At 63.9% G+C, this 20303-nt stretch carries 24 protein-coding genes; 13 read left to right on the top strand and 11 right to left on the bottom strand.

The genetic code is table 11. From position 1 onward, the window contains the following. Nucleotides 1–65: 65 nt before the first annotated feature. From ubiB to coaBC, 5 genes are all read left to right on the top strand, one after another. Nucleotides 66–1640, top strand: coding sequence for a 2-polyprenylphenol 6-hydroxylase (ubiB, locus tag MESS4_RS29045; RefSeq protein ID WP_006339056.1), 1575 nt, complete (start codon nt 66–68; stop codon nt 1638–1640). Between the two features lie 74 nt (nt 1641–1714). Beyond that, nucleotides 1715–1924, top strand: coding sequence for a hypothetical protein (locus tag MESS4_RS29040; RefSeq protein WP_006339055.1), 210 nt, complete (start codon nt 1715–1717; stop codon nt 1922–1924). A 2-nt stretch (nt 1925–1926) separates the two neighbouring features. Then, on the top strand, nt 1927–2181 hold the full coding sequence (locus MESS4_RS29035; RefSeq protein WP_006339053.1) for a hypothetical protein: 255 nt from the start codon (nt 1927–1929) through the stop codon (nt 2179–2181). A 2-nt stretch (nt 2182–2183) separates the two neighbouring features. Beyond that, nucleotides 2184–2585, top strand: a complete 402-nt coding sequence (locus tag MESS4_RS29030; protein ID WP_006339052.1) for a type II toxin-antitoxin system VapC family toxin — start codon at nt 2184–2186, stop codon at nt 2583–2585. A gap of 16 nt (nt 2586–2601) precedes the next feature. Continuing rightward, nucleotides 2602–3840, top strand: coding sequence for a bifunctional phosphopantothenoylcysteine decarboxylase/phosphopantothenate--cysteine ligase CoaBC (gene coaBC, locus MESS4_RS29025; RefSeq protein ID WP_006339050.1), 1239 nt, complete (start codon nt 2602–2604; stop codon nt 3838–3840). Here coaBC and MESS4_RS29020 read toward each other — a convergent pair. The 7 genes from MESS4_RS29020 to MESS4_RS28990 all read right to left on the bottom strand — a co-directional run bounded on the left by MESS4_RS29020 (nt 3837) and on the right by MESS4_RS28990 (nt 9428). Continuing rightward, a complete protein-coding gene (locus tag MESS4_RS29020; protein WP_006339048.1) occupies nt 3837–5273 on the bottom strand; it encodes an MFS transporter in 1437 nt (478 codons plus the stop codon). The genes coaBC and MESS4_RS29020 overlap by 4 nt on opposite strands. Before the next feature lie 138 nt (nt 5274–5411). After that, on the bottom strand, nt 5412–5891 hold the full coding sequence (locus tag MESS4_RS29015; protein ID WP_006339045.1) for a DUF992 domain-containing protein: 480 nt from the start codon (nt 5889–5891) through the stop codon (nt 5412–5414). A 76-nt stretch (nt 5892–5967) separates the two neighbouring features. Next, on the bottom strand, nt 5968–6441 hold the full coding sequence (locus MESS4_RS29010) for a DUF992 domain-containing protein (protein WP_006339044.1): 474 nt from the start codon (nt 6439–6441) through the stop codon (nt 5968–5970). A gap of 183 nt (nt 6442–6624) precedes the next feature. Continuing rightward, the gene (locus MESS4_RS29005) at nt 6625–7473 is read right to left on the bottom strand and encodes a tetratricopeptide repeat protein (protein ID WP_006339043.1); all 849 of its coding nucleotides are present in this window, start codon (nt 7471–7473) and stop codon (nt 6625–6627) included. Between the two features lie 152 nt (nt 7474–7625). Then, complete coding sequence (gene rpsU / locus MESS4_RS29000) at nt 7626–7895, bottom strand: 30S ribosomal protein S21 (RefSeq protein ID WP_006339042.1); 270 nt, start codon at nt 7893–7895, stop codon at nt 7626–7628. A 257-nt stretch (nt 7896–8152) separates the two neighbouring features. After that, the gene (locus MESS4_RS28995) at nt 8153–8539 is read right to left on the bottom strand and encodes an SET domain-containing protein-lysine N-methyltransferase (protein WP_006339041.1); all 387 of its coding nucleotides are present in this window, start codon (nt 8537–8539) and stop codon (nt 8153–8155) included. A 118-nt stretch (nt 8540–8657) separates the two neighbouring features. Beyond that, the gene (locus tag MESS4_RS28990) at nt 8658–9428 is read right to left on the bottom strand and encodes an SDR family oxidoreductase (protein WP_006339040.1); all 771 of its coding nucleotides are present in this window, start codon (nt 9426–9428) and stop codon (nt 8658–8660) included. A 266-nt stretch (nt 9429–9694) separates the two neighbouring features. Here MESS4_RS28990 and MESS4_RS28985 point away from each other — a divergent pair, with 266 nt between their 5' ends. The 6 genes from MESS4_RS28985 to MESS4_RS28960 are packed head-to-tail and all read left to right on the top strand — an operon-like array spanning nt 9695 to nt 15544. Continuing rightward, the gene (locus MESS4_RS28985) at nt 9695–10948 is read left to right on the top strand and encodes a sarcosine oxidase subunit beta (RefSeq protein ID WP_006339039.1); all 1254 of its coding nucleotides are present in this window, start codon (nt 9695–9697) and stop codon (nt 10946–10948) included. Then, the gene (locus MESS4_RS28980) at nt 10948–11370 is read left to right on the top strand and encodes a hypothetical protein (protein WP_006339038.1); all 423 of its coding nucleotides are present in this window, start codon (nt 10948–10950) and stop codon (nt 11368–11370) included. The genes MESS4_RS28985 and MESS4_RS28980 overlap by 1 nt, the downstream gene beginning before the upstream one ends. An 8-nt stretch (nt 11371–11378) precedes the next feature. Continuing rightward, nucleotides 11379–11690, top strand: coding sequence for a sarcosine oxidase subunit delta (locus tag MESS4_RS28975; RefSeq protein WP_006339037.1), 312 nt, complete (start codon nt 11379–11381; stop codon nt 11688–11690). Then, complete coding sequence (locus MESS4_RS28970; RefSeq protein ID WP_006339035.1) at nt 11687–14680, top strand: sarcosine oxidase subunit alpha; 2994 nt, start codon at nt 11687–11689, stop codon at nt 14678–14680. Before MESS4_RS28975 ends, MESS4_RS28970 begins: the two co-directional genes overlap by 4 nt. Then, the gene (locus tag MESS4_RS28965) at nt 14673–15254 is read left to right on the top strand and encodes a sarcosine oxidase subunit gamma (protein ID WP_006339034.1); all 582 of its coding nucleotides are present in this window, start codon (nt 14673–14675) and stop codon (nt 15252–15254) included. The genes MESS4_RS28970 and MESS4_RS28965 overlap by 8 nt, the downstream gene beginning before the upstream one ends. Nucleotides 15255–15313: 59 nt before the next feature. Next, complete coding sequence (locus tag MESS4_RS28960; protein ID WP_006339031.1) at nt 15314–15544, top strand: hypothetical protein; 231 nt, start codon at nt 15314–15316, stop codon at nt 15542–15544. Between the two features lie 222 nt (nt 15545–15766). Here MESS4_RS28960 and MESS4_RS28955 read toward each other — a convergent pair whose 3' ends face one another. Continuing rightward, the gene (locus tag MESS4_RS28955; protein WP_006339030.1) at nt 15767–16018 is read right to left on the bottom strand and encodes a DUF680 domain-containing protein; all 252 of its coding nucleotides are present in this window, start codon (nt 16016–16018) and stop codon (nt 15767–15769) included. Nucleotides 16019–16192: 174 nt separating this feature from the next. Continuing rightward, entirely contained in the window at nt 16193–16837 is a 645-nt protein-coding gene (locus tag MESS4_RS28950; protein WP_006339029.1) for a TetR/AcrR family transcriptional regulator, read from the bottom strand. Nucleotides 16838–17070: 233 nt separating this feature from the next. Here MESS4_RS28950 and MESS4_RS28945 point away from each other — a divergent pair, with 233 nt between their 5' ends. Then, the gene (locus MESS4_RS28945; protein WP_006339026.1) at nt 17071–17772 is read left to right on the top strand and encodes a hypothetical protein; all 702 of its coding nucleotides are present in this window, start codon (nt 17071–17073) and stop codon (nt 17770–17772) included. A gap of 37 nt (nt 17773–17809) precedes the next feature. Here MESS4_RS28945 and MESS4_RS28940 read toward each other — a convergent pair whose 3' ends face one another. Together MESS4_RS28940 and MESS4_RS28935 are read right to left on the bottom strand one after the other, a co-directional pair. Beyond that, a complete protein-coding gene (locus MESS4_RS28940) occupies nt 17810–18328 on the bottom strand; it encodes a MaoC family dehydratase (RefSeq protein ID WP_006339019.1) in 519 nt (172 codons plus the stop codon). Beyond that, on the bottom strand, nt 18325–19140 hold the full coding sequence (locus tag MESS4_RS28935) for an SDR family oxidoreductase (protein WP_006339017.1): 816 nt from the start codon (nt 19138–19140) through the stop codon (nt 18325–18327). The genes MESS4_RS28940 and MESS4_RS28935 overlap by 4 nt, the downstream gene beginning before the upstream one ends. A gap of 121 nt (nt 19141–19261) precedes the next feature. On the opposite strand from MESS4_RS28935, the gene MESS4_RS28930 reads away from it, so the two are divergent. Further along, nucleotides 19262–20299 (top strand): zinc-binding dehydrogenase, encoded by a 1038-nt coding sequence (locus MESS4_RS28930; protein WP_006339015.1) that lies wholly within the window; start codon nt 19262–19264, stop codon nt 20297–20299. Nucleotides 20300–20303 lie beyond the last annotated feature (4 nt).

Here is a 20303-nt window from a genome sequence, read left to right as displayed (position 1 = left end):
GCCCGTATTTTTCACACTCGACGTGCCATTCGCCGGTCTAGGAAATCGGCGGGGCAAGCGCGGCCATGAGCAGCCTCGGCGCCGCTTTCAGGCTCGCGCGGGCCGGCTGGGTGCTGGTCCGCGAAGGCGTCGTCGCGGCCTTGCCGGGCGACGAACTGTCAGGCCTGCCGAAATTCGGCTGGCGCCTGGCGCGGCTCTTCACGCGCCGCCGCGCGCTTACCTACGAGCGCGGCGACCGGCTGGCCAAGGCGGTCGCGCGGCTCGGCCCGTCCTATGTCAAGCTTGGCCAGTTCCTGGCGACACGGCCTGACGTCGTCGGCAACGACATGGCGCTCGATCTCGCCATGCTGCAGGACAAGATGCACACCTTTCCGCAGGCCGAGGCCGTCGCTGCGATAGAGGCTTCGCTCGGGCGCAAGATCGGCGATCTCTACGCCAGCTTCGGCGATGCCGTCGCCGCCGCCTCGATCGCGCAAGTGCATGCCGCCGAAGCTGTCCATGACGGCGTTGCTTCAAGGGTGGCGGTGAAAGTCATCCGGCCAGGCGTGCGCCGCCGCTTCTTCCATGATCTCGAAAGCTATTTCCTCGCCGCCCGCCTGCAGGAGAAATACATCCCGTCGTCGCGCCGGCTGCGGCCGGTCGAGGTTACCGAGACACTGGCCCAGACCACCAAGATAGAGATGGATTTGAGGCTCGAAGCGGCGGCCCTTTCCGAACTCGGCGAGAACACCAAGGACGATCCCGGCTTTCGCGTGCCGTCGGTCGACTGGGAGCGGACCGGCCGCGACGTACTGACCATGGAGTGGGTCGACGGCATCAAGATGAACGACATTGCCGGCCTCACTGATGCCGGCCACGATCTGAAGGCGATCGCAGCCAACCTCATCCAATCGTTCCTGCGCCATACGCTGCGCGACGGTTTCTTCCATGCCGACATGCATCCGGGAAACCTGTTCGTCGAGGCCGACGGCACCATCGTCGCCGTCGATCTCGGCATTGCCGGCCGGCTCGGCAAGAAGGAGCGCCGCTTCCTCGCCGAAATCCTCTACGGCTTCATCACCCGCGACTATCTGCGCGTCGCCGAAGTGCATTTCGAGGCCGGCTATGTGCCGCGCCAGCACAATGTGGCGGCCTTCGCGCAGGCGATCCGCGCCATTGGCGAGCCGATCCATGGCCAGCCGGCCGAAACCATCTCGATGGCAAAATTGCTGACGCTGTTGTTTGAGGTGACGGAGCTGTTCGACATGGCGACGCGGCCGGAACTGATCCTGCTGCAGAAGACCATGGTGGTGGTCGAAGGCGTCGCCCGAACGCTCGATCCGGCCTTCAATATGTGGAAGACGTCCGAACCGGTGGTCGGCGACTGGATCGCCGGCAATCTCGGTCCGCGCGGGTTGCTGGTCGATGCGCGCGACGGCGCCAAGGCGATGCTGACGCTGGCCCGCCAGGCGCCGGATCTCGCCGCCCGTACCGAGCGTCTGTCGCGCGAGATCGACCTGATGGCCGAACATGGGCTGCGTTTCGATGAAACGACTGCCCACGCCATCGGCAAGGCCGAGGCACGCTATACCCGCTCGGGCCGGCTGGCGCTGTGGGTGATCGCGCTGACGCTGCTCTATATCGCGTGGCAGCTGCTTTAAGTGCATGCAGTGACAGCAGTGCTGTCATTGCAGTCGGAAAGCGGGATCGCTATATTGCACGCAGGAGTGCGACAATGGCTAGGATTACTGTCCGCAACCTGGAAGACCATGTCATGCAGCGGCTGCGTGAGCGCGGCGCTGCGCGCGGCGTCTCCATGGAGCAGGAGGCGCGAGACGTACTCGCGGCATCCGTTGGTCTTCCGACCACGAAAGGCTTCGACCGCCGAGGCTTGGCATTCAAGGACGAGACCAGGGTTCAGCCGACGGCAGGGATGCGAAGGTAATTATGGGCACCCTGACCATTCGCAATCTCGACGACGATCTGAAGCAAAGGCTGCGTGAGCGGGCCGCCAGACATGGCGTGTCGATGGAGCAGGAGGCGAGAAGCCTGTTGCTCAAAGAGGTGGCGCCGGCCAGCGAACGTGATGACGATGTCGTTACGGCGGAGGAAATCCTTGAATTCGGCCGACGACTGCAAAGAGTGGATTTCGATCAGAAGAAACTTACCGATGAACTCTGGTCCTTCATCGAGGAGGACTGACCATGGTGGTCGACACCTCAGCGATCGTGGCTATCCTGAAGCAGGAATCTGATGCACCGGAGATTGCTCATCGCCTCGCCGGAAATCAACGGATATTGATGAGCGCCGCGACTCTTATGGAATGCGGTACGGTTGTTGTCGGACGCTATGGCGCGGCCGGCACGGCCGAGTTGACGGGTCTTCTGGCCAGACTAAGAGTCACGATAGTCGCTTTCTCCGCCGAACACGCGCAGGCCAGCATTGAAGCTTACGCACTCTATGGCCGCGGCAGCGGCCATCCGGCCAAACTCAACATGGGCGACTGCTTCGCCTACGCCTTGGCCAAGACGCGAAACCTGCCGCTGCTTTTCAAGGGCAATGATTTCATCCATACCGATATTGAACCGGCGCTGAAGCCGGCATGACACTGGACAAGAAGTCTTGAGCACGAACCTCTCTGGCAAGCGCATCCTGCTGATCATCGGCGGCGGCATTGCCGCCTACAAGGCGCTCGACCTGATCCGCCGGCTGCGCGAGCGCGGTGCTGCGGTGCGCGTGGTGATGACGGCGGCAGCACAGGAGTTCGTCACCACGCTGTCGGCCGGGGCGCTGTCGGCCGACCATGTCTTCACCGAGCTGTTCGATCGCCATGACGAGCACGATGTCGGCCACATCCGGCTGTCGCGCGAGGCCGACCTGCTGGTCGTGGCGCCGGCCACCGCCGACCTGATGGCAAAACTCGCCAATGGCCACGCCAACGACCTGGCCTCGACCGTTCTGCTGGCCACCGACAAGCCGGTCCTGCTGGCGCCGGCCATGAATCCGAAAATGTGGTCGCATCCGGCAACCCGCCGCAATCGCGCAACGCTTGCCAAGGATGGCATCGCCTTCATCGGCCCGGCAAAGGGCGAGATGGCCGAGAGCAACGAGGCGGGCGAGGGCCGTATGGCCGAGCCGCTGGAGATCGTCGCCGCCATCGAAGCATTGCTCGATACCAGGCCGAAGCCGCTTTCGGGCCGAAGGATCATCGTCACCTCAGGGCCGACACATGAGCCGATCGATCCGGTGCGCTACATCGCCAACCGCTCGTCCGGCAAGCAGGGCCATGCCGTCGCGGCAGCACTTGCCAGGCTGGGCGCCGATGTGCGCCTCGTCTCCGGTCCGGTGTCGATTGCCGATCCGGCCGGCGTCACCACGCTGCATGTCGAAACCGCTGCTGAGATGAAGGATGCGGTCGAACGGCTTCTGCCGGCGGACGCGGCGGTGTTTGTCGCGGCGGTGGCCGACTGGCGCACCGCCGGTACGGCCGGCGAGAAGATCAAGAAGGTGGCGGGCGAGGGACCGCCGGCGTTGCAGATGGTCGAAAATCCGGACATCCTGGCCGGGGTCGGCCATCACAGGCTGCGGCCGGGACTGGTCGTTGGTTTTGCCGCCGAAACGCAGGATCTGGTCAGCAACGCCGAGGCCAAGCTCAGGAAGAAGGGCGCCGATTTCATCGTTGCCAACGACGTGTCGCATGAAAGCGGCGTCGGTCCCTCGGGCGTGATGGGCGGCGGCCGCAACAAGGTGCGGATCGTCTCGAAGGCCGGCGTCGACGAGTGGCCGGAGATGAGCAAGGACGAGGTGGCGGCACGGCTTGCGGCACTGATCGCTGAACGGCTGAAGACGATTGTCGTCTAGGTGATGGCCTCCAGTGGCCTATCGGCCGTCCGTGAAATCCGCAAAGCTGCAAGGCAGCCCAGAATCCCGAGCGGCACGAAGGCGAGGAACAGCCAGGCAGCGACATTCGCCGCCGCCTCGCGGTTCAACCCATCGGAAAAGCCGCTGGCATTGGCGATGATACCGGCCAGCGCCGCGCCCACTGCATAGCCGATGCGCTGCATCGTCGGCACCGCGGCCGAGGCGATCGTCTGCTCGTCGGCCCTGGCCGACGCCACGATCACCCGCGTGACGAACGGCCAGGCAATGCCAAAGCCGCCACCTTGCAACAAGGCGCAAAGCAGGATCAGCGGAATCGAGCCCAATGGCACCGTATAGGCAAAACCGGCGATACCGGCCGCGATCATCACCGCGCCGCCGGTGATGATCAGTCGTTCGCGCTCCGGCGGCGCGTTGGCAACAAGGATCGACAGGATCGACCAGGCGATCGATTCGGCGGCGATGATGTAGCCGGTGGTCAGGAGCGGGATGTCGTGCAGGCTGGTCAAGAGCAGCGGCCCATAGACGCCGAAGGAGCAGGTCGCCACCGAAAAGGCGGCGACCATGGTCATGCCGCTGCCGACCGGCGAGCGCCATGAGAACAGCCGCGACGGGAACAGCCGCGAGCGTGGTTTCAGCGCATCGATGCGAACGAACAGCGCAAGGCCGATCAGGCCGAGGGCCAGCAGCAGGGATGAGCGCAGCAGGGCAATGTCGACGCCGGCCGTGGCGATCAGCACCACGGCGACGGCAAGGCAGCCGAGCGCGGCAAAGGGGAAGGGCGGCACTTTGCCAACGAACGCCTGCGGGCTGGTCGCTCCGGGCGTGTCGAGCACGATGAAGCTCGCCAGCGCCATGGCAGTGCCGCCGAGCGTGAAGACGCCGAAGGCCCAGCGCCAGGACAGCAACTCGGCCATCAGGGCACCCAGCATCGGTCCGCTGAAGGCGGCGACGCCCCAGATCGCCGACATCACGCCGAAGAGCTGCGGCCAGATGGTGCGCGGAAACAGCCGTTCGACCGAGACGAAGGCCAGCGATACCAGCGCGCCGCCGCCGCACCCCTCGATCAGGCGACCGGTGAGAAACAGCGGCATGGAGGGCGCGGTGGCGCAGACCAGGGCGCCGGCCGCGTAGAGAAGGGCGGCAACCACCATGTTGGTGCGCAGCGCGACAAAGCTCACCAGCCGTCCGGCGGCCGCGCCGGCGACGATGGCGCCGAGCTCGTAGATCGCCAGCGACCAGCCGACCAGTTGCACGCCGGCGAGGTCGCCGACCATGGCCGGCATGACCGTCGCCACCATGGTTTCGTTGGTGGCGTGCAGCAGGATGCCGAGACTGATGAAGCAGAAGCGCGCCAGATCGCCGCTCGCCCACAGCGCGTGCCAGTCGACTTTGTTGCCGGTGCTGGAAATCACGTCACACTCCCGAAGCTGCCATGCCAAATCAAAGTCCGGAGCGCGCGTTCAACGTCGAAGACGGTGCGAAGCGCTCCGGTCGGGAGGGCTTGTAAAACCTCAAGCGTGGTTGAGCTCAAGAGGTTTTTGCGAATGAGATCAATCCGCCGTGCTGCGCAACTGGAATTGGCTGACCCCGATGGCGATGTTGGCGCCGGTCTGCGTCTGCAGGCTGAGCGGCTGTAGCGTGAAGGCCTGCGAGGAGCCGCCGACCAGCAGGTTGGCGCCGGCGCCGACCGCCGCCGTCAGCTCGGCGCTGGCGCCGACATAGTCGCCGGCCAGCGCGCCCGGCGCGTAGATGTTCTTCAGCGGCGTCAGCACCAGCCACTGCATCACGCTCTGTCTGGTGGTGCCGATGTCCAGCCCGTATTTGTTGACGACACCGAAATAGGCTTCCGGAGCAAAGCTGTTGTTGGCTGGAGTGAAGGTGCAGCTCAGATCCTTGCTCGAGCCGAAGATGAAACCGGTGCCGCCGCCGATGGCGCAACTCAGAACGCCAAGCTCGACGCCCTGGTCGCGCGCATGAGCCTGTCCTGCCCAGATGGCGACAATGGCAGCGGCGATGACGATTTTCTGCACGGCGGTCCCCCAAAAGCATACGGCGCGAAACAATACCCTGTTCCGCGCCGTGCGTAGAGGGAGCAAATGTGCTCGCTTACTTGAAGGAGCGGATCAGCTCCAGAGAGGTCACGGCGACCGCCAGGTTCACGCCGGTCTGCGCCTGCACGCTGAGCGGCTCCAGCATAAAGGCGCTGTTCAGTCCGCCAACCAGGAGGTTAGCGCCGCCACCGGTCACCACACTGGCCTCGGCATTGACGCCGTAATAGCTGCCGGCGAGATCGCCTTCGTCGCGGTCGCGGGTGGCGGCGAGAACCGCCCATGCCAACTGGCCCTGATGCGTCTGGCCGAGATCGATGCCGAGCTTGGAGATCATCCCGGTGTATTTCTCGGCCGGTCCCTGACGATACGGACGGAAGGTGCAGTCTACGCCCTTGTTGGAGGTGATGATATAGGCGGTGCCGCCGTCGATGGTGCAGTCGAGCACGCCGAGCTGAAGCTTGCCGGCGCTGGCGGGAACGGCAAGGAGGGTCGTGGCGAGCGCCGCGGCGCAGCCGAGTTTCTTGATCATGGGAGGATCCTTTCGCAGGTGCCTGGATTAAACGGTCGAGTGCGTCGAGCGTTCCGCCGAAAACTTGGCGCGATCAAGGCAAGAGTTAATGCGGCGTAATCGGCGATTTCTCGAAGACATGCCAAACCGCAGCCTGCCTCGAGCCCATGACGGGCTCCGGCTCAAACCGAACGCCGCCTTCGATCAGCCGGCGTTGGTGGTGCGCGCCAGGCCGTCCTTGGCCGGCTGGTAGGTCGGATCGAGACGGACCGCTTCGCGGTATGATTTCGACGCCCTGACCTTGTCGCCGCGCCGCTCGTAGATCAGCGCCTGATTGGACCAGGCTTCGGCGTTCTTGCCGTCGAGCTTGACGGCCATGTTGAAATCGGCGAAGGCGTTGTCCTCGTCGTTCATGGCGAGATAGGACAGGCCGCGGCCATTATAGGGCTCGGCGGCGTCCGGCGACAGCGAGATAGCGGTCGAGAAATCCTCGATGGCGAAAGCATGCTGGCCCTGGCTCTGATAGATCAGACCGCGATTGTGATAGGCGCGGGCATCGGTCGTGTCGAGCTGGATCGCCTTCTGGAAATCGTTGAAGGCCTCCTGGGTGCGGCCGGCCTTGCGATAGAGGTTGCCGCGGCCGATATAGGCGGCGTCGTAGCTCGAATTGATCTGGATCGCGCGGTTGTAATCGGTAAGGGCCGCTTCCTGGTTGCCGAGGAAGCGCTGGATGAGGGCGCGGTTCGAATAAGCCTGGTAGAAATTCGGATTGAGCTGGATGGCGGTGTCGAAATCCTTCAGCGCCGCCCGATACTGGCCGCCGCGGCCATAGGCCGAGCCGCGCACATTGTAGCCTTCCGGATCCTGGGGATTGCGCTGGATCACGGCCGAGAGCGAGGAGATGTTCTCGGTCGAGCCTTGCGCCTTGTCGATGTTGTTGAATTCGCCGGTCGGGGCTGTCTGGCAGCCGGCAAGCGCCAAGCCGGAAAGCAGGGCTGCCGTCAGTGCAAAGCCGTGCAATGCGGTTCTGCGCTCCACGGTAATTGCGTTCATGTCTGCTCTGTCCTCACTGCCGCCGCGCCGTCAGGTGTGTTTCCTCTCCGAACCGGCCCTCTCCGAATCAGATCGAATTCAAAACAAAAAGGTGGCGGCGATTCCGCATCGCGCCACCTTGGATATCCTTCGAAAAGGACGAAAAATTGGCGTCAGAACCGCGGCGGGCGCGGAGCACCGGCAGCACCACCAGCCGCCACCGGACGCGGCGTCATCGGCAGCAGACCTTCGCGCTGAGCGCGCTTGCGGGCCAGCTTGCGGGCGCGGCGAACGGCTTCAGCCTTTTCGCGGGCGCGCTTCTCGGAAGGCTTCTCGTAGTGTCCACGCATCTTCATTTCGCGGAAGATGCCTTCGCGCTGCATCTTTTTCTTGAGCGCGCGAAGCGCCTGGTCAACATTGTTGTCGCGGACGAGTACCTGCACGGGCAATCCTGTCTTTCGGGTTTGATATCAACAGGCAAGCGGCCATAGCCACTAGCCTCCGCGGCGAATTACACCACGAATTGTGGCGGCTGATAGCAGAATCATGCCGCTTTGTCCACTGCCGAAATGAAGGACGGCGCGCCGAAGCCCGAAACGAAAAACCCGCCTCGGCGGCGGGTCGTCGGCGCAAATCAGCACCATGCCAGGATCAATGGCATGATTGCCGGCACCGAGCAATCGACCGCTGAGCCTTGCCGCTATGCGGTGGCGAGGTGAAGCCGCTCGAAATCCTCGAAGAACTCGCCATAGTCGCAGGTTATTTCCTCGCCCGCCGCGATGTCGCGGGTGGCGGTCGCCCCGCCATACCGTGAAAAGTCCGTGTTCGGCCGCTCTGCGTGGTTCATGAAGCGCCCATTGTCGACTTCATAGACCATGAAGCCCGGCCGATCGGGGCTTGGATAGGCATATCTGTCGAGCAATTCCTTGAGGTGCGGGGGTGCTGCCTGGTACTTCTCCATAGGGATCAGCCGGTCGAAGTCCGGATCGAGGCGCCAGATCGACGCCCCCTTCCTGATCGGTTCGGCGGCGAACACGCCGACGCCTTCGATTGCGCTCTGGGCGATATAGGTTCTGATCAGCAGCATGTTTCCGGTCCGTTTTCGAACAGAAGTCTCCGAGAACGGAATCGTCAAATCGAGCCGAAAAGCAAGGCTGGTTTTGCGATATTTTGGCTCATGAGCCTGCGCGTGATCGGGAAAGACGTCACGTCCGGTTGATCGAGACGCCGCCGTCGGCAAACAGCGCCGCCCCGGTGGTGAAGCTCGACGCGTCGGAAGCCAGATAAAGCGCCGAGCGGGCGATCTCTTCCGGTTGCGCCATGCGCTTCAGGGCATGAAGGCCCTCGACGAAGGCCAGCACGTCCGGGCCGGCGCCCGGGGCATTGGTAATGCTGGCGGGCGTGTCGGTGCCGCCCGGCAGGAGTGCGTTGACCCGCACGCCTTTCGGGCCATATTCGGCGGCAAGTACCTGCGTCAATCCGATCAGTCCGGCCTTGCTTGCGGCGTAACTCGTCATGCCGGGCATGCCGACCGTGTGGCCGACGAAAGTCGAGGTGAAGATCAGCGATCCGCCGCCACGGTCGACCATCGCCGGCACCTGGTATTTCGCGCCGAGAAAGGCGCTGGTCAAATTGGTGTCGAGCGTCTCCCGCCATCCCTCCAGCGACAGCTCCGGGATAGGTCCCATCTGGCCGACGGAGCCTGCGTTGTTGAAGGCGATATCCAGCCCGCCGAACCTGCCGACCGCCAGGTCGACAAGGGCTTTCGCGTAGGCTTCGTCCCGGACGTCGCCGGCAAGGGCGATAGCGGTGCCGTCGGCGTCCTCGATTTCGGCGACGAGCGTGTCAAGCTCCACCTGGCGACGGGCAGCGACGACGAGCTTGGCGCCTTCCTCGGCAAAGAGCTTTGCGGTGGCGCGGCCGATGCCGGAACTGGCGCCGGTAACGATGGCGACCTTGTGGGCGAGTGCGAACATTGTTGCATCCTTTGTCTTTGTGTCGGCTGTTGCCGGCAATTGGATGCTTGGTCGCAGATCGAGGCGGCGCGAGCCACCCGATACCTGCGAAGGCCTCATGACAGGGTTTGATCGTTCATTGCTTCCGATGCGTCTTTTTCGTCACGGCGCAAAACGGCAAGCGCCGTCGCAAACAGCGCAAGGGTGGCAGCGCTGTTTCGCTAGTGATACACCTCGCGCGCCGGGGCTCGATTGGATGCCCGGCCGCTATCCGCGAGGCCAGAACGTTGAAAAAATATTCGGTATTCGCCATCGCCCGCGAGGCCATGCGCGGCCATAGGGGCTGGGAAGAGCAATGGTCCTCGCCCGAGCCGAAGAAGGACTACGACGTCATCATCGTCGGCGCCGGCGGGCATGGCCTGGCCACCGCCTATTATCTCGCCACGGTGCACGGCATCACCAATGTCGCGGTGCTGGAAAAGGGCTGGCTCGGCGGCGGCAACACCGGCCGCAACACCACCATCATCCGCTCCAACTATCTCTATGACGAGAGCGCCGGCATCTACGACCATGCGCTAAAGCTGTGGGACGGGCTCAGCCAGGAGCTCAATTACAATGTCATGTATTCGGCGCGCGGCGTCATGATGCTCGCCCACAATGTGCACGACATCCAGGTGTTGAAGCGCCACGTCCACGCCAACCGGCTGAACGGCATCGACAATGAATGGCTGACGCCCGAGCAGGCAAAGGAATTCTGCCCGCCGCTGAACATCTCGAAGCAGGCGCGCTATCCGGTGGTGGGGGCTGCCTTGCAGCGTCGCGGTGGCACCGCCCGTCACGATGCCGTCGCCTGGGGCTATGCGCGCGGCGCCTCGGCGCGCGGCGTCCACATCATCCAGAACTGCGAGGTCACCGGCGTCAAGCGGGCGGCCAACGGCGCGGTCACCGGCGTCGAGACGACACGCGGCTTCATCGGCGCCAAGAAGGTCGGCGTGGTGGCGGCCGGTCATTCGTCCGTCATCATGAACATGGCCGGCGTGCGCATGCCGCTGGAGAGCTATCCGCTGCAGGCGCTGGTGTCGGAGCCGGTCAAGCCGGTGGTGCCTTGCGTGGTGATGTCGAACACGGTGCACGCCTATATCTCGCAGTCCGACAAGGGCGAGCTGGTGATCGGCGCCGGCACCGACCAATACGTCTCCTATTCGCAGACCGGCGGCCTGCACATATTGCAGCACACGCTCGACGCCATCTGCGAGATGTTCCCGATCTTCACGCGCATGAAGATGCTGCGCTCATGGGGCGGCATCGTCGACGTGACACCCGACCGCTCGCCGATCCTGGCCAAGACGCCGGTGCCCGGCCTCTATGTCAATTGCGGCTGGGGCACGGGCGGCTTCAAGGCGACGCCGGGGTCGGGGCATGTCTTTGCCCACACCATCGCCAGGGACGATCCGCACCCGATCAACGCGCCTTTCACCATCGAGCGTTTCCGCACCGGCCGTCTGATCGACGAAGCGGCGGCGGCGGCGGTGGCGCACTGATGATGGCCGAGATGGCTGTTGCGATGCCGTTGATGCTCGCCGGCGAGCAGGGCCTGTTTCATTTTCCGTCGGTCGAAGAGGTGCGCCTGCAGCCGATCAACCGCGCCGAAAACGAGACCGGATGGCCGTTTTCCGCCGACGCGGGCGTGCTCGCCTGCGTCTGGAGTGGCGGTCAAAAGGTGGTCACCTTCCTGGAAAACAGGCCGGCCGACCTTGAGGACGACCAGACATTCCAGCCGCGCCACGTCATCGTGACCACCGACCCGTTTCAACTCACGATCGGCAACATGGCTGATCGCGACCTTTTCCGCCCGGCGGCAAGTGTCGAGGAACGCATCCGGCTGGTCGCGCCCTTCGCGACCCTGGGCCAGAAGCTTTGCGATCAACCAGCCGGCGCCCATGTCGGCCACGGCGAATTGTAGGAAACATCATGCTTCTCATCCGCTGCCCCTATTGCGAGGAAGAGCGTCCGGAACTCGAATTCCGCAACGCCGGCGAGGCGCATATTGCGCGTTCGGCCAACATTGCCGGCGAGAGCGACGACGATTTCGAAAAGTTCTTCTTCATCCGCTCTAACCCCAAGGGCATCATCCATGAGCGCTGGCGGCACATGCATGGCTGCGCGCGCTTCTTCAACGCCGTGCGCGACACCGTCAGCGACAAGTTCATCATAACCTACAAGGCCGGCGAGCCGAAGCCCGCGAAGCTGCCCAAAATCTCCAATGAAGTGGTTGCCAAATGAGCGGCGCGTTCCGCATTCCCGGCGCCGGGCGCCTCAGCCAACCAAAGACGGCGCGCTTCAGCTTCGACGGCCAGTCTTACCCCGGCATCGAGGGCGACACGCTGGCCTCGGCGCTGCTTGCCAACGGCGTCCATCTGGTCGGCCGTTCGTTCAAGTACCACCGGCCGCGCGGCTTCCTGTCGGCCGGCGCGGAAGAGCCCAATGCGCTGGTTGAGATCAGGCGCGACGCGGCGCGCAGGACGCCGAATGTGCGGGCCACAGTGCAGGAGCTCTATGATGGGCTCGCCGCACAGTCGCAGAACCGCTGGCCGTCGCTTTCCTTCGACGTCGGCGCGGTCAATGACATCGCTTCGCCGCTGTTTTCGGCGGGCTTCTACTACAAGACCTTCATGTGGCCGAAGGCGGCCTGGAAAAACCTCTACGAACCGAAGATCCGTGCAGCGGCAGGCCTTGGCGTCGCGCCGGACCAGCCGGACCCCGACCACTATTCGGCGCGCTTCGCCCATTGCGACGTGCTGGTGCTGGGTGGGGGTGCAGCCGGCATTGCAGCCGCACTTGCCGCTGCCGAGACCGGCGCGCGCGTCATCCTTGCCGACGAGCAGGCGGAGTTCGGCGGCAGCCTGCGTTTCGAGAGTGGCGCCAGTATCGACGGCGAGGACGGCTTTGGCTGGGCGCAGGCGGCGACCGCCAGACTCAAGGACATGGACAATGTCCGCGTGCTCTCGCGCACCACGGCCTTCGGCTATTACGCGCAGAACTTCGTCGGGCTGGTCGAGCGCGTCAGCGATCATCTGCAAAACCCTGGCCGCGACCTGCCGCGCGAGCGGCTGTGGCAGGTCCGAGCCAAGCGCGTGGTGCTGGCTACCGGCGCCATCGAGCGCCACATGGTGTTTGCCGACAACGACCGGCCGGGCATCATGCTGGCGTCGGCGGCGCGCACCTATCTCAACCATTATGGCGTCGCGGTCGGCAGGAATGTCGGCGTCTACACGGCCAATGATTCCGCCTATGCCGCGGCGATCGACCTGAAGAAGGCCGGCGTCAACGTGGCCGCCATCGTCGATTTGCGCGACAATCCGACCGGTCCGGTGATCGACGAGGCGAGGGCGCTCGGCATCGAGATCAATTTCGGCCGCGCGGTGATCCGCGCCGGCGGCAAATTGCGGGTGTCGTCGATGACCGTGCAGCCGAAGAATGGCGGCGGCGAGCGCACTATCCCCGTCGACGCGATCCTGATGTCCGCCGGCTGGACGCCGTCGGTGCATCTGTTCTCGCAATCGCGCGGCAAGGTGGCCTTCAACGACGAGACCAAGCGTTTCGTGCCCGGAATTTATGCGCAGGACTGTGTCTCGGTCGGCGCCTGCAACGGCACCGACGGGCTGTCGGCGACGATTGACGAGGCCTATGCGGCGGGCGCCAAGGCGGCGAAGGATGCCGGCGCAAAGGCCGCCAAGGGTACGAAGCCGAAGGTCGACGCCAGCGAAAGCTGGTCGCGCGGCATGCTGGGCGCGGCACCCGGCGCCGGGCCGGACACGACGGTCAAGGCCTTTGTCGATTTCCAGAACGACGTCACCGCCAAGGACATCCGCCAGGCCGTGCATGAGGGCATGCGCTCGATCGAGCATGTCAAGCGCTTCACCACCAACGGCATGGCGACCGACCAGGGCAAGACTTCGAACATGCACGGTCTGGCCATTGCCGCAGAGACGCTCGGCAAGCCGATCCCGCAAGTCGGCCTGACGACGTTCCGGGCGCCCTACACGCCGGTCACCTTCGGTTCGATCGTTGGACATGCGCGGGGTCCGCTCTTCGATCCGACCCGCAAGACGGCGATCCATCCGTGGGCCGAGGCCCAAGGGGCGGTGTTCGAGGATGTCGGGCAATGGAAGCGCGCCTGGTATTTCCCCAAGGGTGGCGAAGACATCCACGCCGCCGTCGACCGCGAATGTGTTGCCGTGCGCAAGACGGCCGGTCTGTTCGATGCCTCGACGCTGGGCAAGATCGAGGTGGTCGGCCCGGATGCTGCCAAGTTCATGGAACTGCTCTACACCAATCCGTGGGAGAAGCTGGAGCCAGGGCGCTGCCGCTATGGCATCATGCTGCGCGAGGACGGTTTCATCTATGACGACGGTGTCGTGGGCAGGCTGGCGCCGGACCGCTTCCATGTGACGACGACGACCGGCGGCGCGCCGCGCGTCATGAACCATATGGAGGACTATCTCCAGACCGAGTTCCCGCATCTCGATGTCTGGCTGACCTCGACCACCGAACAATGGGCCGTCATTGCCGTGCAAGGGCCGAAGTCTCGGGACATCATTGCTCCGCTGGTCGAAGGCATCGACATGTCGGACGAGGCGCTGCCGCACATGTCGGTGCGCGAAGGCAAGATATGCGGCGTGCCGACTAGGCTCTTCCGCATGTCGTTCAGCGGCGAGCGCGGTTTCGAGGTCAATGTGCCGGCCGATTATGGCCAGGCCGTCTGGGAAGCGCTATGGGCCGAGGGCCAGAAGCATGGCGCGGTCGCCTATGGTACCGAGGCTATGCACGTGCTGCGCGCCGAAAAGGGCTACATCATCGTCGGCCAGGACACCGACGGCACGGTAACGCCGAACGATGCCGGTCTCGACTGGGCGGTCGGCAAGAAGAAGACCGACTTCGTCGGCATTCGCGGCATGGCGCGGCCCGACCTAGTCGCCAAGGGCCGCAAGCAGCTCGTCGGCCTGAAGACCAGGGATCCGAAAGTGGTGCTGGAAGAGGGCGCTCAGATCGTCGCGGATCCGAAGCAGGCGATCCCGATGACAATGATCGGCCATGTGACGTCCAGCTATTGGTCGGAGAATTGCGGCCGCTCGATCGCGCTGGCGCTGGTTGCCGGCGGCCGCGACCGCATGGGCGAGACATTATACGTGCCGATGCCGAACGGGACGATCGAGGTCGAGGTTACCGGCATGGTGTTCTTCGACGAGAAGGGAGAGCGCCTCAATGGCTAAGGCCGCCACCAGGAAAACTGCCGCCGCGACGCCGTCTGCTGAACGCCGCGCCGCGCTCGCCGGCCAGGAACTTTCCGCCACCGGCGTCAAGCTTGCCGTGCTGCCGCCTGCCGAGCGCATTTCGCTGCGCGCGCCGGAGGCTTCCCTGGCCGCGCTTTCGAAGGCGCTTGGCGTGACCCTGCCGCGAAAGCCGAAAACCTCGGCGTCCAAGGCCGGTCGCACGGCATTGTGGCTTGGACCGGACGAATGGCTGGTCATCGATGAGGCCGGAAAGGATCCGCTCGCCGATTGCGCTGAGGTGACGGCCTTGCATTCGGCGGTCGGCATCTCGCATCGCAACATCGCCATTTCAGTCACCGGCCCGGCTGCCGCCGCGGCGGTCAACTCAGGCTGTCCGCAGGATCTGGCGCTCGAGGTCTTTCCGGTAGGGGCGGCGTCGCGCACCATACTGGGCAAGGTCGAGATCGTGCTGTTGCGCACAGCCGAGGACGCGTTCCGGGTCGAATGCTGGCGTTCCTTCTCCGACTATGTCTTTACTTTCCTGTCGGAGGCGGCAGGCGACGCGGCGGCGTGAGCCCAGGAACATTCGTCGCGCCGGATCGTTTTGCGACAGCAAGCCGAGGGAGAATGCCGATGCCGTCGAAACCCGCGCCAAAATCACAGGCTAAAAAGACGTCGGCTGTGCGCTCGCTCGAACATGAGAGACGTCACGACGTGAGTGCGGAAGAGGAGCTCGAGGAAGGTCTCGAGGATACGTTTCCGGCTAGCGATCCGGTGTCGATCACAGGAACGTCCATTTCCGGCGCCCCCGCAAGACCGGGCAAAGCCAAGACCGTAGCGGGAATGAAGAAGCGCAAGAAATAATCCATCTGGCGCGGCGAAGCTGTACTTGGTGGTCAAGAAAACGGGCGGTCAGGATTTCCTGCCGCCCTTTGTCGTCATATCGGGGTCGTCATAACCGTTCGGGCCGCGTTGCCGAACCTTAAAGCGCGTCGCGTTTGAACGGACTCATGCGACGCGCTTTAGATTCTTGTTTTTATGCATGTCGTTATCGCAAAACCGCTGCGCACTTTTGCGCGACATGCATCAGAACGTGCTGGGCACGATCCACGGATTGATGTCGATACCAAGCTTCGGACCCTTGCCGTCGACCGAGCCGGTCTTGGTCGCGACGCCGGTCTTTTCGACCGAGCCGGTCGCGCCGCAATCGAGCTTCACATTGGCGTTGGTGTGGATGCAGGCCGCTGCTGGCGTCTGCTTGGCCGGCTGGCTGGTGCCGGCGAAGGCGGCGCCCGAGAAAGCAAGCACGGCGGCGAGGGTGAGGACTGTCTTTTTCATCATCTGTCTCCGGTCAAATCTTTTCCGTACATGTACGATGCAGCGTACAAATACGCCCGAAGACGCGTGACTTCAAGTCAGAAATCGTACACGTACGATCAAATTTTCTTAAAAAGCCAAAATGTCGCACGGTTAAAGCGCCGGCCGATCAAACTGTGCGGGAATACCAGTTGGTCAGCAGTTGGGCGGCGTTTCCGTCAGCGGCGGCATATCTTGCGTCATCAGACCGGCAAGCGCGAAATCGCACATCCGCTTCACGAAAGCCTGCGGGTCGCCGAACGGATAGAAGGGGAAGGTGATCAGCAGCGAGATCGTGCCATGGCCGACCGCCCACAGCGTGGTGGCGATGGCGCGCGGATCGCCCTTGAGCTTGCCGGCGGCGACGCAGGCCTCGACTCTGCTGATCAGCACCTTCATCGCCGGGTTGCCTTCTTCCATCTCGGCGAAGGTCTTGCCCTCCGGCGGCCTGGTCTTTTCGGTCATGAACACGGTGCGGTATTCGTTGGGATTGCCGAGCCCGAAGGCGGCATATTCCGTCATGACCGCCTGCAATGCCTCGATCGGATCGTCGGACGGATGCTCCTCGATGCGCCGGGCAAGCGTCGCGAAGGCGTCCTCGGCCAGTGCGAACAATATGTCCTGCTTGTCGGCGAAATAGGAATAGACCGACATCGGCGCATAGCCGACGCGCTTGGCCAGCTTGCGGATGGTGAGGCCTTCATAGCCTTCTTCCTGGACAAGCTTGTGCGCCGCCTCGACAAGTTCGGAGCGCAGTTCGGCCTTTTGCTTCTCGCGGCGTGTTTGGACGCTCAGCGGCAATTTTTCCTGCCTTTGTTGTTGGTGGCTGGCTAAATTATATACGCTGTACGGAATCGGACAAGGCGGCATCAAACCGGCTTTGCGGCAATGCGGTTGGCTATGCCGGTTCAGGGTCATTTTGCCCGAACATCGATGGCAAAGTGTTACTCGGGCAAAAAACAGGCAACACCAGGCTGTTACAGACAGGGGCTAGTTGGCTGCTCTGCAAGAAATTTCGTTTCTAGGAGGCCGATATGGCCGTGACCGAGCTTACATCCGCTACACCGGACGCGGATCCACTTTCTCACAGCGCCAGACTGGCGCTCAGGCGGGTCGTCATGGTCGCATGGTTGGGAATAGCACTCGGCTTCGCCATGGAAGCCCTTATTCTGACCGTGAGATTTGCGGCGGGTTCCCACCCCGCCACCACCCAGGTTCTGATCGAGTTGGCGCAAGGTGTGACGTGGTCGTTCTTCGTCTGTGCCGGCGTCAGCCTCGGCACGGCGATCGCCAAGGTGCGTGCCTCGATCGGCGGACTGATCGGCGCGATCGCCGCGCCACTGGCGATGGGCATCGCCAAGGGCACGCAAAAGGTCATGGTGAGCGCACTCGATGCGTCCGCCAAACCGGTGATCCTCTCGCTCCCTACGCTCGGTGTGTTGCGGGCGATCGAATATGGCCTGCTCGGCTGGATACTGGCCTCGCTTGCGTCGAAGGAAAAACCGCGCCCGCAGCAATTCATGCTGGCAGGCGCCTTGATTGGGGCGGTGTTCGGGGGTGGAATCACGGTGCTGACGATCGAGACGGCCTTGGCGAAGGACGTTGCGCTCGCGCTGCCGCAGGCCATCACAACTGCCGTCAACGAGATCGTCTTCCCGATCGGGTGCTCGCTGGTCGTCTACATCGCCCTGCAAGTCAGCCGGAACATGAAGTTCATCTCAGCCGGCGCTCGCTGATACTTGCGAATTCGAGCTTCCGGCACTCCGATGACTTTCAAGCCTCCTCTGGCTGGCGCTCGATCAGTGTCAGCGTCAGCCAGCGGGCGGTCAGCGCCGGCTTTTTCGAGCCCTCGATCTCGATGGTCACGTCATGCGCCGTCTGCACCCAGCCCGACGGCCTGACCTTGACGTCGGCGAGCACGAAGCGGGTGCGGATGCGCGAGCCGGTCTTCACCGGGGCCAGGAAGCGCAGCGAATCGAAGCCGTGATTGACGCCCATCTTGCTGTTTTCGAGCGGCGGCATGGTCTCGAAAGTCATCGCCGACAACAGCGACAGCGACAGGAAGCCATGCGCTATGGTGCCACCGAACGGTGTTTCGCGCTTGGCGCGCTGCGGATCGCAATGGATGAACTGGTGATCGTCGGTGGCGTCGGCGAACTGGTCGATCATGCGCTGCGAGACCACCCGCCACGGCGACACGCCGACTTCCTTGCCGACGCTGGCCAGAAGCACATCGAGACTGATCGGTTCCACGCTGATGTCCCTCCATTTCAGCCGCCCGGGCGGCTTCATTCCTTGAACAGTGTCAGCCCATGCTGCACCGACTGCCCGCCGTCGATCGGCAGGATGGCGCCGGTGACATAACTGCCAGCACGGCTGCACAAATAGAGCGTTGCGCCGGCAATGTCATCCGGTGTGCCGATGCGACGAAGCGGAACATGGCGGCCAACATGTCTCGCCTGTTCCTCGGTCGCTGTGGCGAAAGCGGTCATCCGGCTCTGGAAAGGTCCAGGGGCAAAGGCGTTGACGGTGATGCGGCGCGCGGCGAATTCGATCGCCAGCGTGCGCGTCAGATGGTGAACCGCGGCCTTCGAGGCGGTGTAGGAATAGGCGTCGTCGGCGAGCGGCTGGGTACCCATCACCGAGCCCAGATTGATCACCCTTGCCGGATCGGCATCGCTGGCGGCGGCATCGAGCAGCGGCAGAAGCTCGCGGGTCAGATGGAAAACGGCGGTGACGTTGACGCCGAACACCTTGGCCCAGGCGTGGTAGGGAAAGTCCTCCAGCGGCGCGCCCCAGGAAACGCCGGCATTGTTGACCAATACATGCAGGCGGTCGGTCCGCGCCTTCACTTCGGCGACGAGCGCGGCGATGCCGGTTTCGCTGGAGACATCGCCGGCGAAGCCTTCCGCCCGGCCGGCGGCGCCGAGGCCGTTCAATTCGCCGGCGACCCTGATGCAATCCTCGCCCTTGCGCGAGGCGATCATGACGCTGGCGCCGGCCCGGACGAGTGCTGCCGCCGCCATGCGGCCGATGCCGGTCGCGGCGCCCGTCACCAGCGCGGTCTTGCCGGCGACCGAAAACAGCTCGTCCAGATAGCTCATTGCAACTCCTCCGCGCCTTCTCGCCATCCGGGTGAGGGGCTCGCGTTGACAAGGCTACCCGAAGTACGGTCATCCTTGCCACGGGTAAAGTGCCTACGCATTTGTGAGAGGGTGAAGAGCGATGGACGTTCCATCTGAGATGAAAGCGCTCCTGCTCGTCGGCGACGGCTACACCAGGATGCCTTCCGCCAGCGCGCTGGAGGCGATGGAGCCTTATGTGCAGCCGGGCGTGATCGCGGTGCCGGTGCCGGGCCAAAGCCAGGTGCTGATCAAGGTCGGTCTCGCCTCGATCAACCCGTCCGACGTCGCCTTCATCAAGGGCCAGTATGGCCAGCCGCGGGTCAAGGGCCAGCCGGCTGGTTTCGAGGGCGTCGGCACAGTCGTCGCCAGCGGCGATGAGCCTTACCCGAAGAGCCTGATCGGCAAGCGCGTCGCCTTTGCCACCGGCGTCAGCAACTGGGGCTCATGGGCCGAGTACGCCGTCGCCGAGGCGGTCGTCTGCATCCCGCTTCTCGACACGGTCCGCGATGAGGATGGCGCGGCGATGATCGTCAACCCGCTCACCGCGCTCGCCATGTTCGACATCGTCAAACAGGAAGGCGAGAAGGCCTTCATCATGACCGCAGGCGCCAGCCAGCTCTGCAAGCTGATAGCAGGCCTGGCCAGGGAGGAAGGATATAGGCCGATCGTCACCGTGCGTCGCGACGAGCAGATCCCGCTTCTGAAGGAGATGGGCGCGGCCCATGTGCTTAACGAGAAGACAGCGGATTTCAAGGCGACGCTGCGCGAGGTGATCAAGGCCGAGCAGCCGCGCATCTTCCTCGACGCGGTCACCGGGCCGCTGGCTTCGGCCATCTTCGACGCCATGCCGAAGCGTTCGCGCTGGATCGTCTATGGGCGGCTCGACCCGGACACAACGGTGATCCGCGAGCCGGGGCAGTTGATCTTCCAGCACAAGCGTATCGAGGGCTTTTGGCTGAGCGAATGGATGCGCCAGTTCCGCGACCGCCGCGGACCGGCGATCATGGAGGCGCAGAAGCGTTTTTCCGACGGGCGCTGGTCGACCGACGTGACGGCGGTCGTGCCGCTGGCCGAGGCGATGGCGAAGGTTCCGGCGGAGCTAGCCAAACCTAACGGCAAAGTGTTCATCAAGCCTTAGGCGG

The sequence above is a fragment of the Mesorhizobium sp. STM 4661 genome (assembly GCF_000359125.1).
In the GTDB taxonomy this organism is placed as follows: domain Bacteria; phylum Pseudomonadota; class Alphaproteobacteria; order Rhizobiales; family Rhizobiaceae; genus Mesorhizobium.
The sequence above is the reverse complement of the archived record's forward strand: the minus strand, read 5'-3'. Positions and strand labels throughout refer to the sequence as shown.

Excerpts from the sequence above, each read along its gene's own strand:
- ubiB (WP_006339056.1), top strand. The coding sequence starts at position 66 with ATGAGCAGCCTCGGCGCCGCTTTCAGGCTCGCGCGGGCCGGCTGGGTG.
- MESS4_RS29040 (WP_006339055.1), top strand. The coding sequence starts at position 1,715 with ATGGCTAGGATTACTGTCCGCAACCTGGAAGACCATGTCATGCAGCGG.
- MESS4_RS29035 (WP_006339053.1), top strand. The coding sequence starts at position 1,927 with ATGGGCACCCTGACCATTCGCAATCTCGACGACGATCTGAAGCAAAGG.
- MESS4_RS29030 (WP_006339052.1), top strand. The coding sequence starts at position 2,184 with ATGGTGGTCGACACCTCAGCGATCGTGGCTATCCTGAAGCAGGAATCT.
- MESS4_RS29010 (WP_006339044.1), bottom strand. The coding sequence starts at position 6,441 with ATGATCAAGAAACTCGGCTGCGCCGCGGCGCTCGCCACGACCCTCCTT.
- MESS4_RS29005 (WP_006339043.1), bottom strand. The coding sequence starts at position 7,473 with ATGAACGCAATTACCGTGGAGCGCAGAACCGCATTGCACGGCTTTGCA.
- MESS4_RS28995 (WP_006339041.1), bottom strand. The coding sequence starts at position 8,539 with ATGCTGCTGATCAGAACCTATATCGCCCAGAGCGCAATCGAAGGCGTC.
- MESS4_RS28990 (WP_006339040.1), bottom strand. The coding sequence starts at position 9,428 with ATGTTCGCACTCGCCCACAAGGTCGCCATCGTTACCGGCGCCAGTTCC.
- MESS4_RS28980 (WP_006339038.1), top strand. The coding sequence starts at position 10,948 with ATGATGGCCGAGATGGCTGTTGCGATGCCGTTGATGCTCGCCGGCGAG.
- MESS4_RS28975 (WP_006339037.1), top strand. The coding sequence starts at position 11,379 with ATGCTTCTCATCCGCTGCCCCTATTGCGAGGAAGAGCGTCCGGAACTC.
- MESS4_RS28970 (WP_006339035.1), top strand. The coding sequence starts at position 11,687 with ATGAGCGGCGCGTTCCGCATTCCCGGCGCCGGGCGCCTCAGCCAACCA.
- MESS4_RS28965 (WP_006339034.1), top strand. The coding sequence starts at position 14,673 with ATGGCTAAGGCCGCCACCAGGAAAACTGCCGCCGCGACGCCGTCTGCT.
- MESS4_RS28960 (WP_006339031.1), top strand. The coding sequence starts at position 15,314 with ATGCCGTCGAAACCCGCGCCAAAATCACAGGCTAAAAAGACGTCGGCT.
- MESS4_RS28955 (WP_006339030.1), bottom strand. The coding sequence starts at position 16,018 with ATGAAAAAGACAGTCCTCACCCTCGCCGCCGTGCTTGCTTTCTCGGGC.
- MESS4_RS28945 (WP_006339026.1), top strand. The coding sequence starts at position 17,071 with ATGGCCGTGACCGAGCTTACATCCGCTACACCGGACGCGGATCCACTT.
- MESS4_RS28940 (WP_006339019.1), bottom strand. The coding sequence starts at position 18,328 with ATGAAGCCGCCCGGGCGGCTGAAATGGAGGGACATCAGCGTGGAACCG.
- MESS4_RS28935 (WP_006339017.1), bottom strand. The coding sequence starts at position 19,140 with ATGAGCTATCTGGACGAGCTGTTTTCGGTCGCCGGCAAGACCGCGCTG.
- MESS4_RS28930 (WP_006339015.1), top strand. The coding sequence starts at position 19,262 with ATGGACGTTCCATCTGAGATGAAAGCGCTCCTGCTCGTCGGCGACGGC.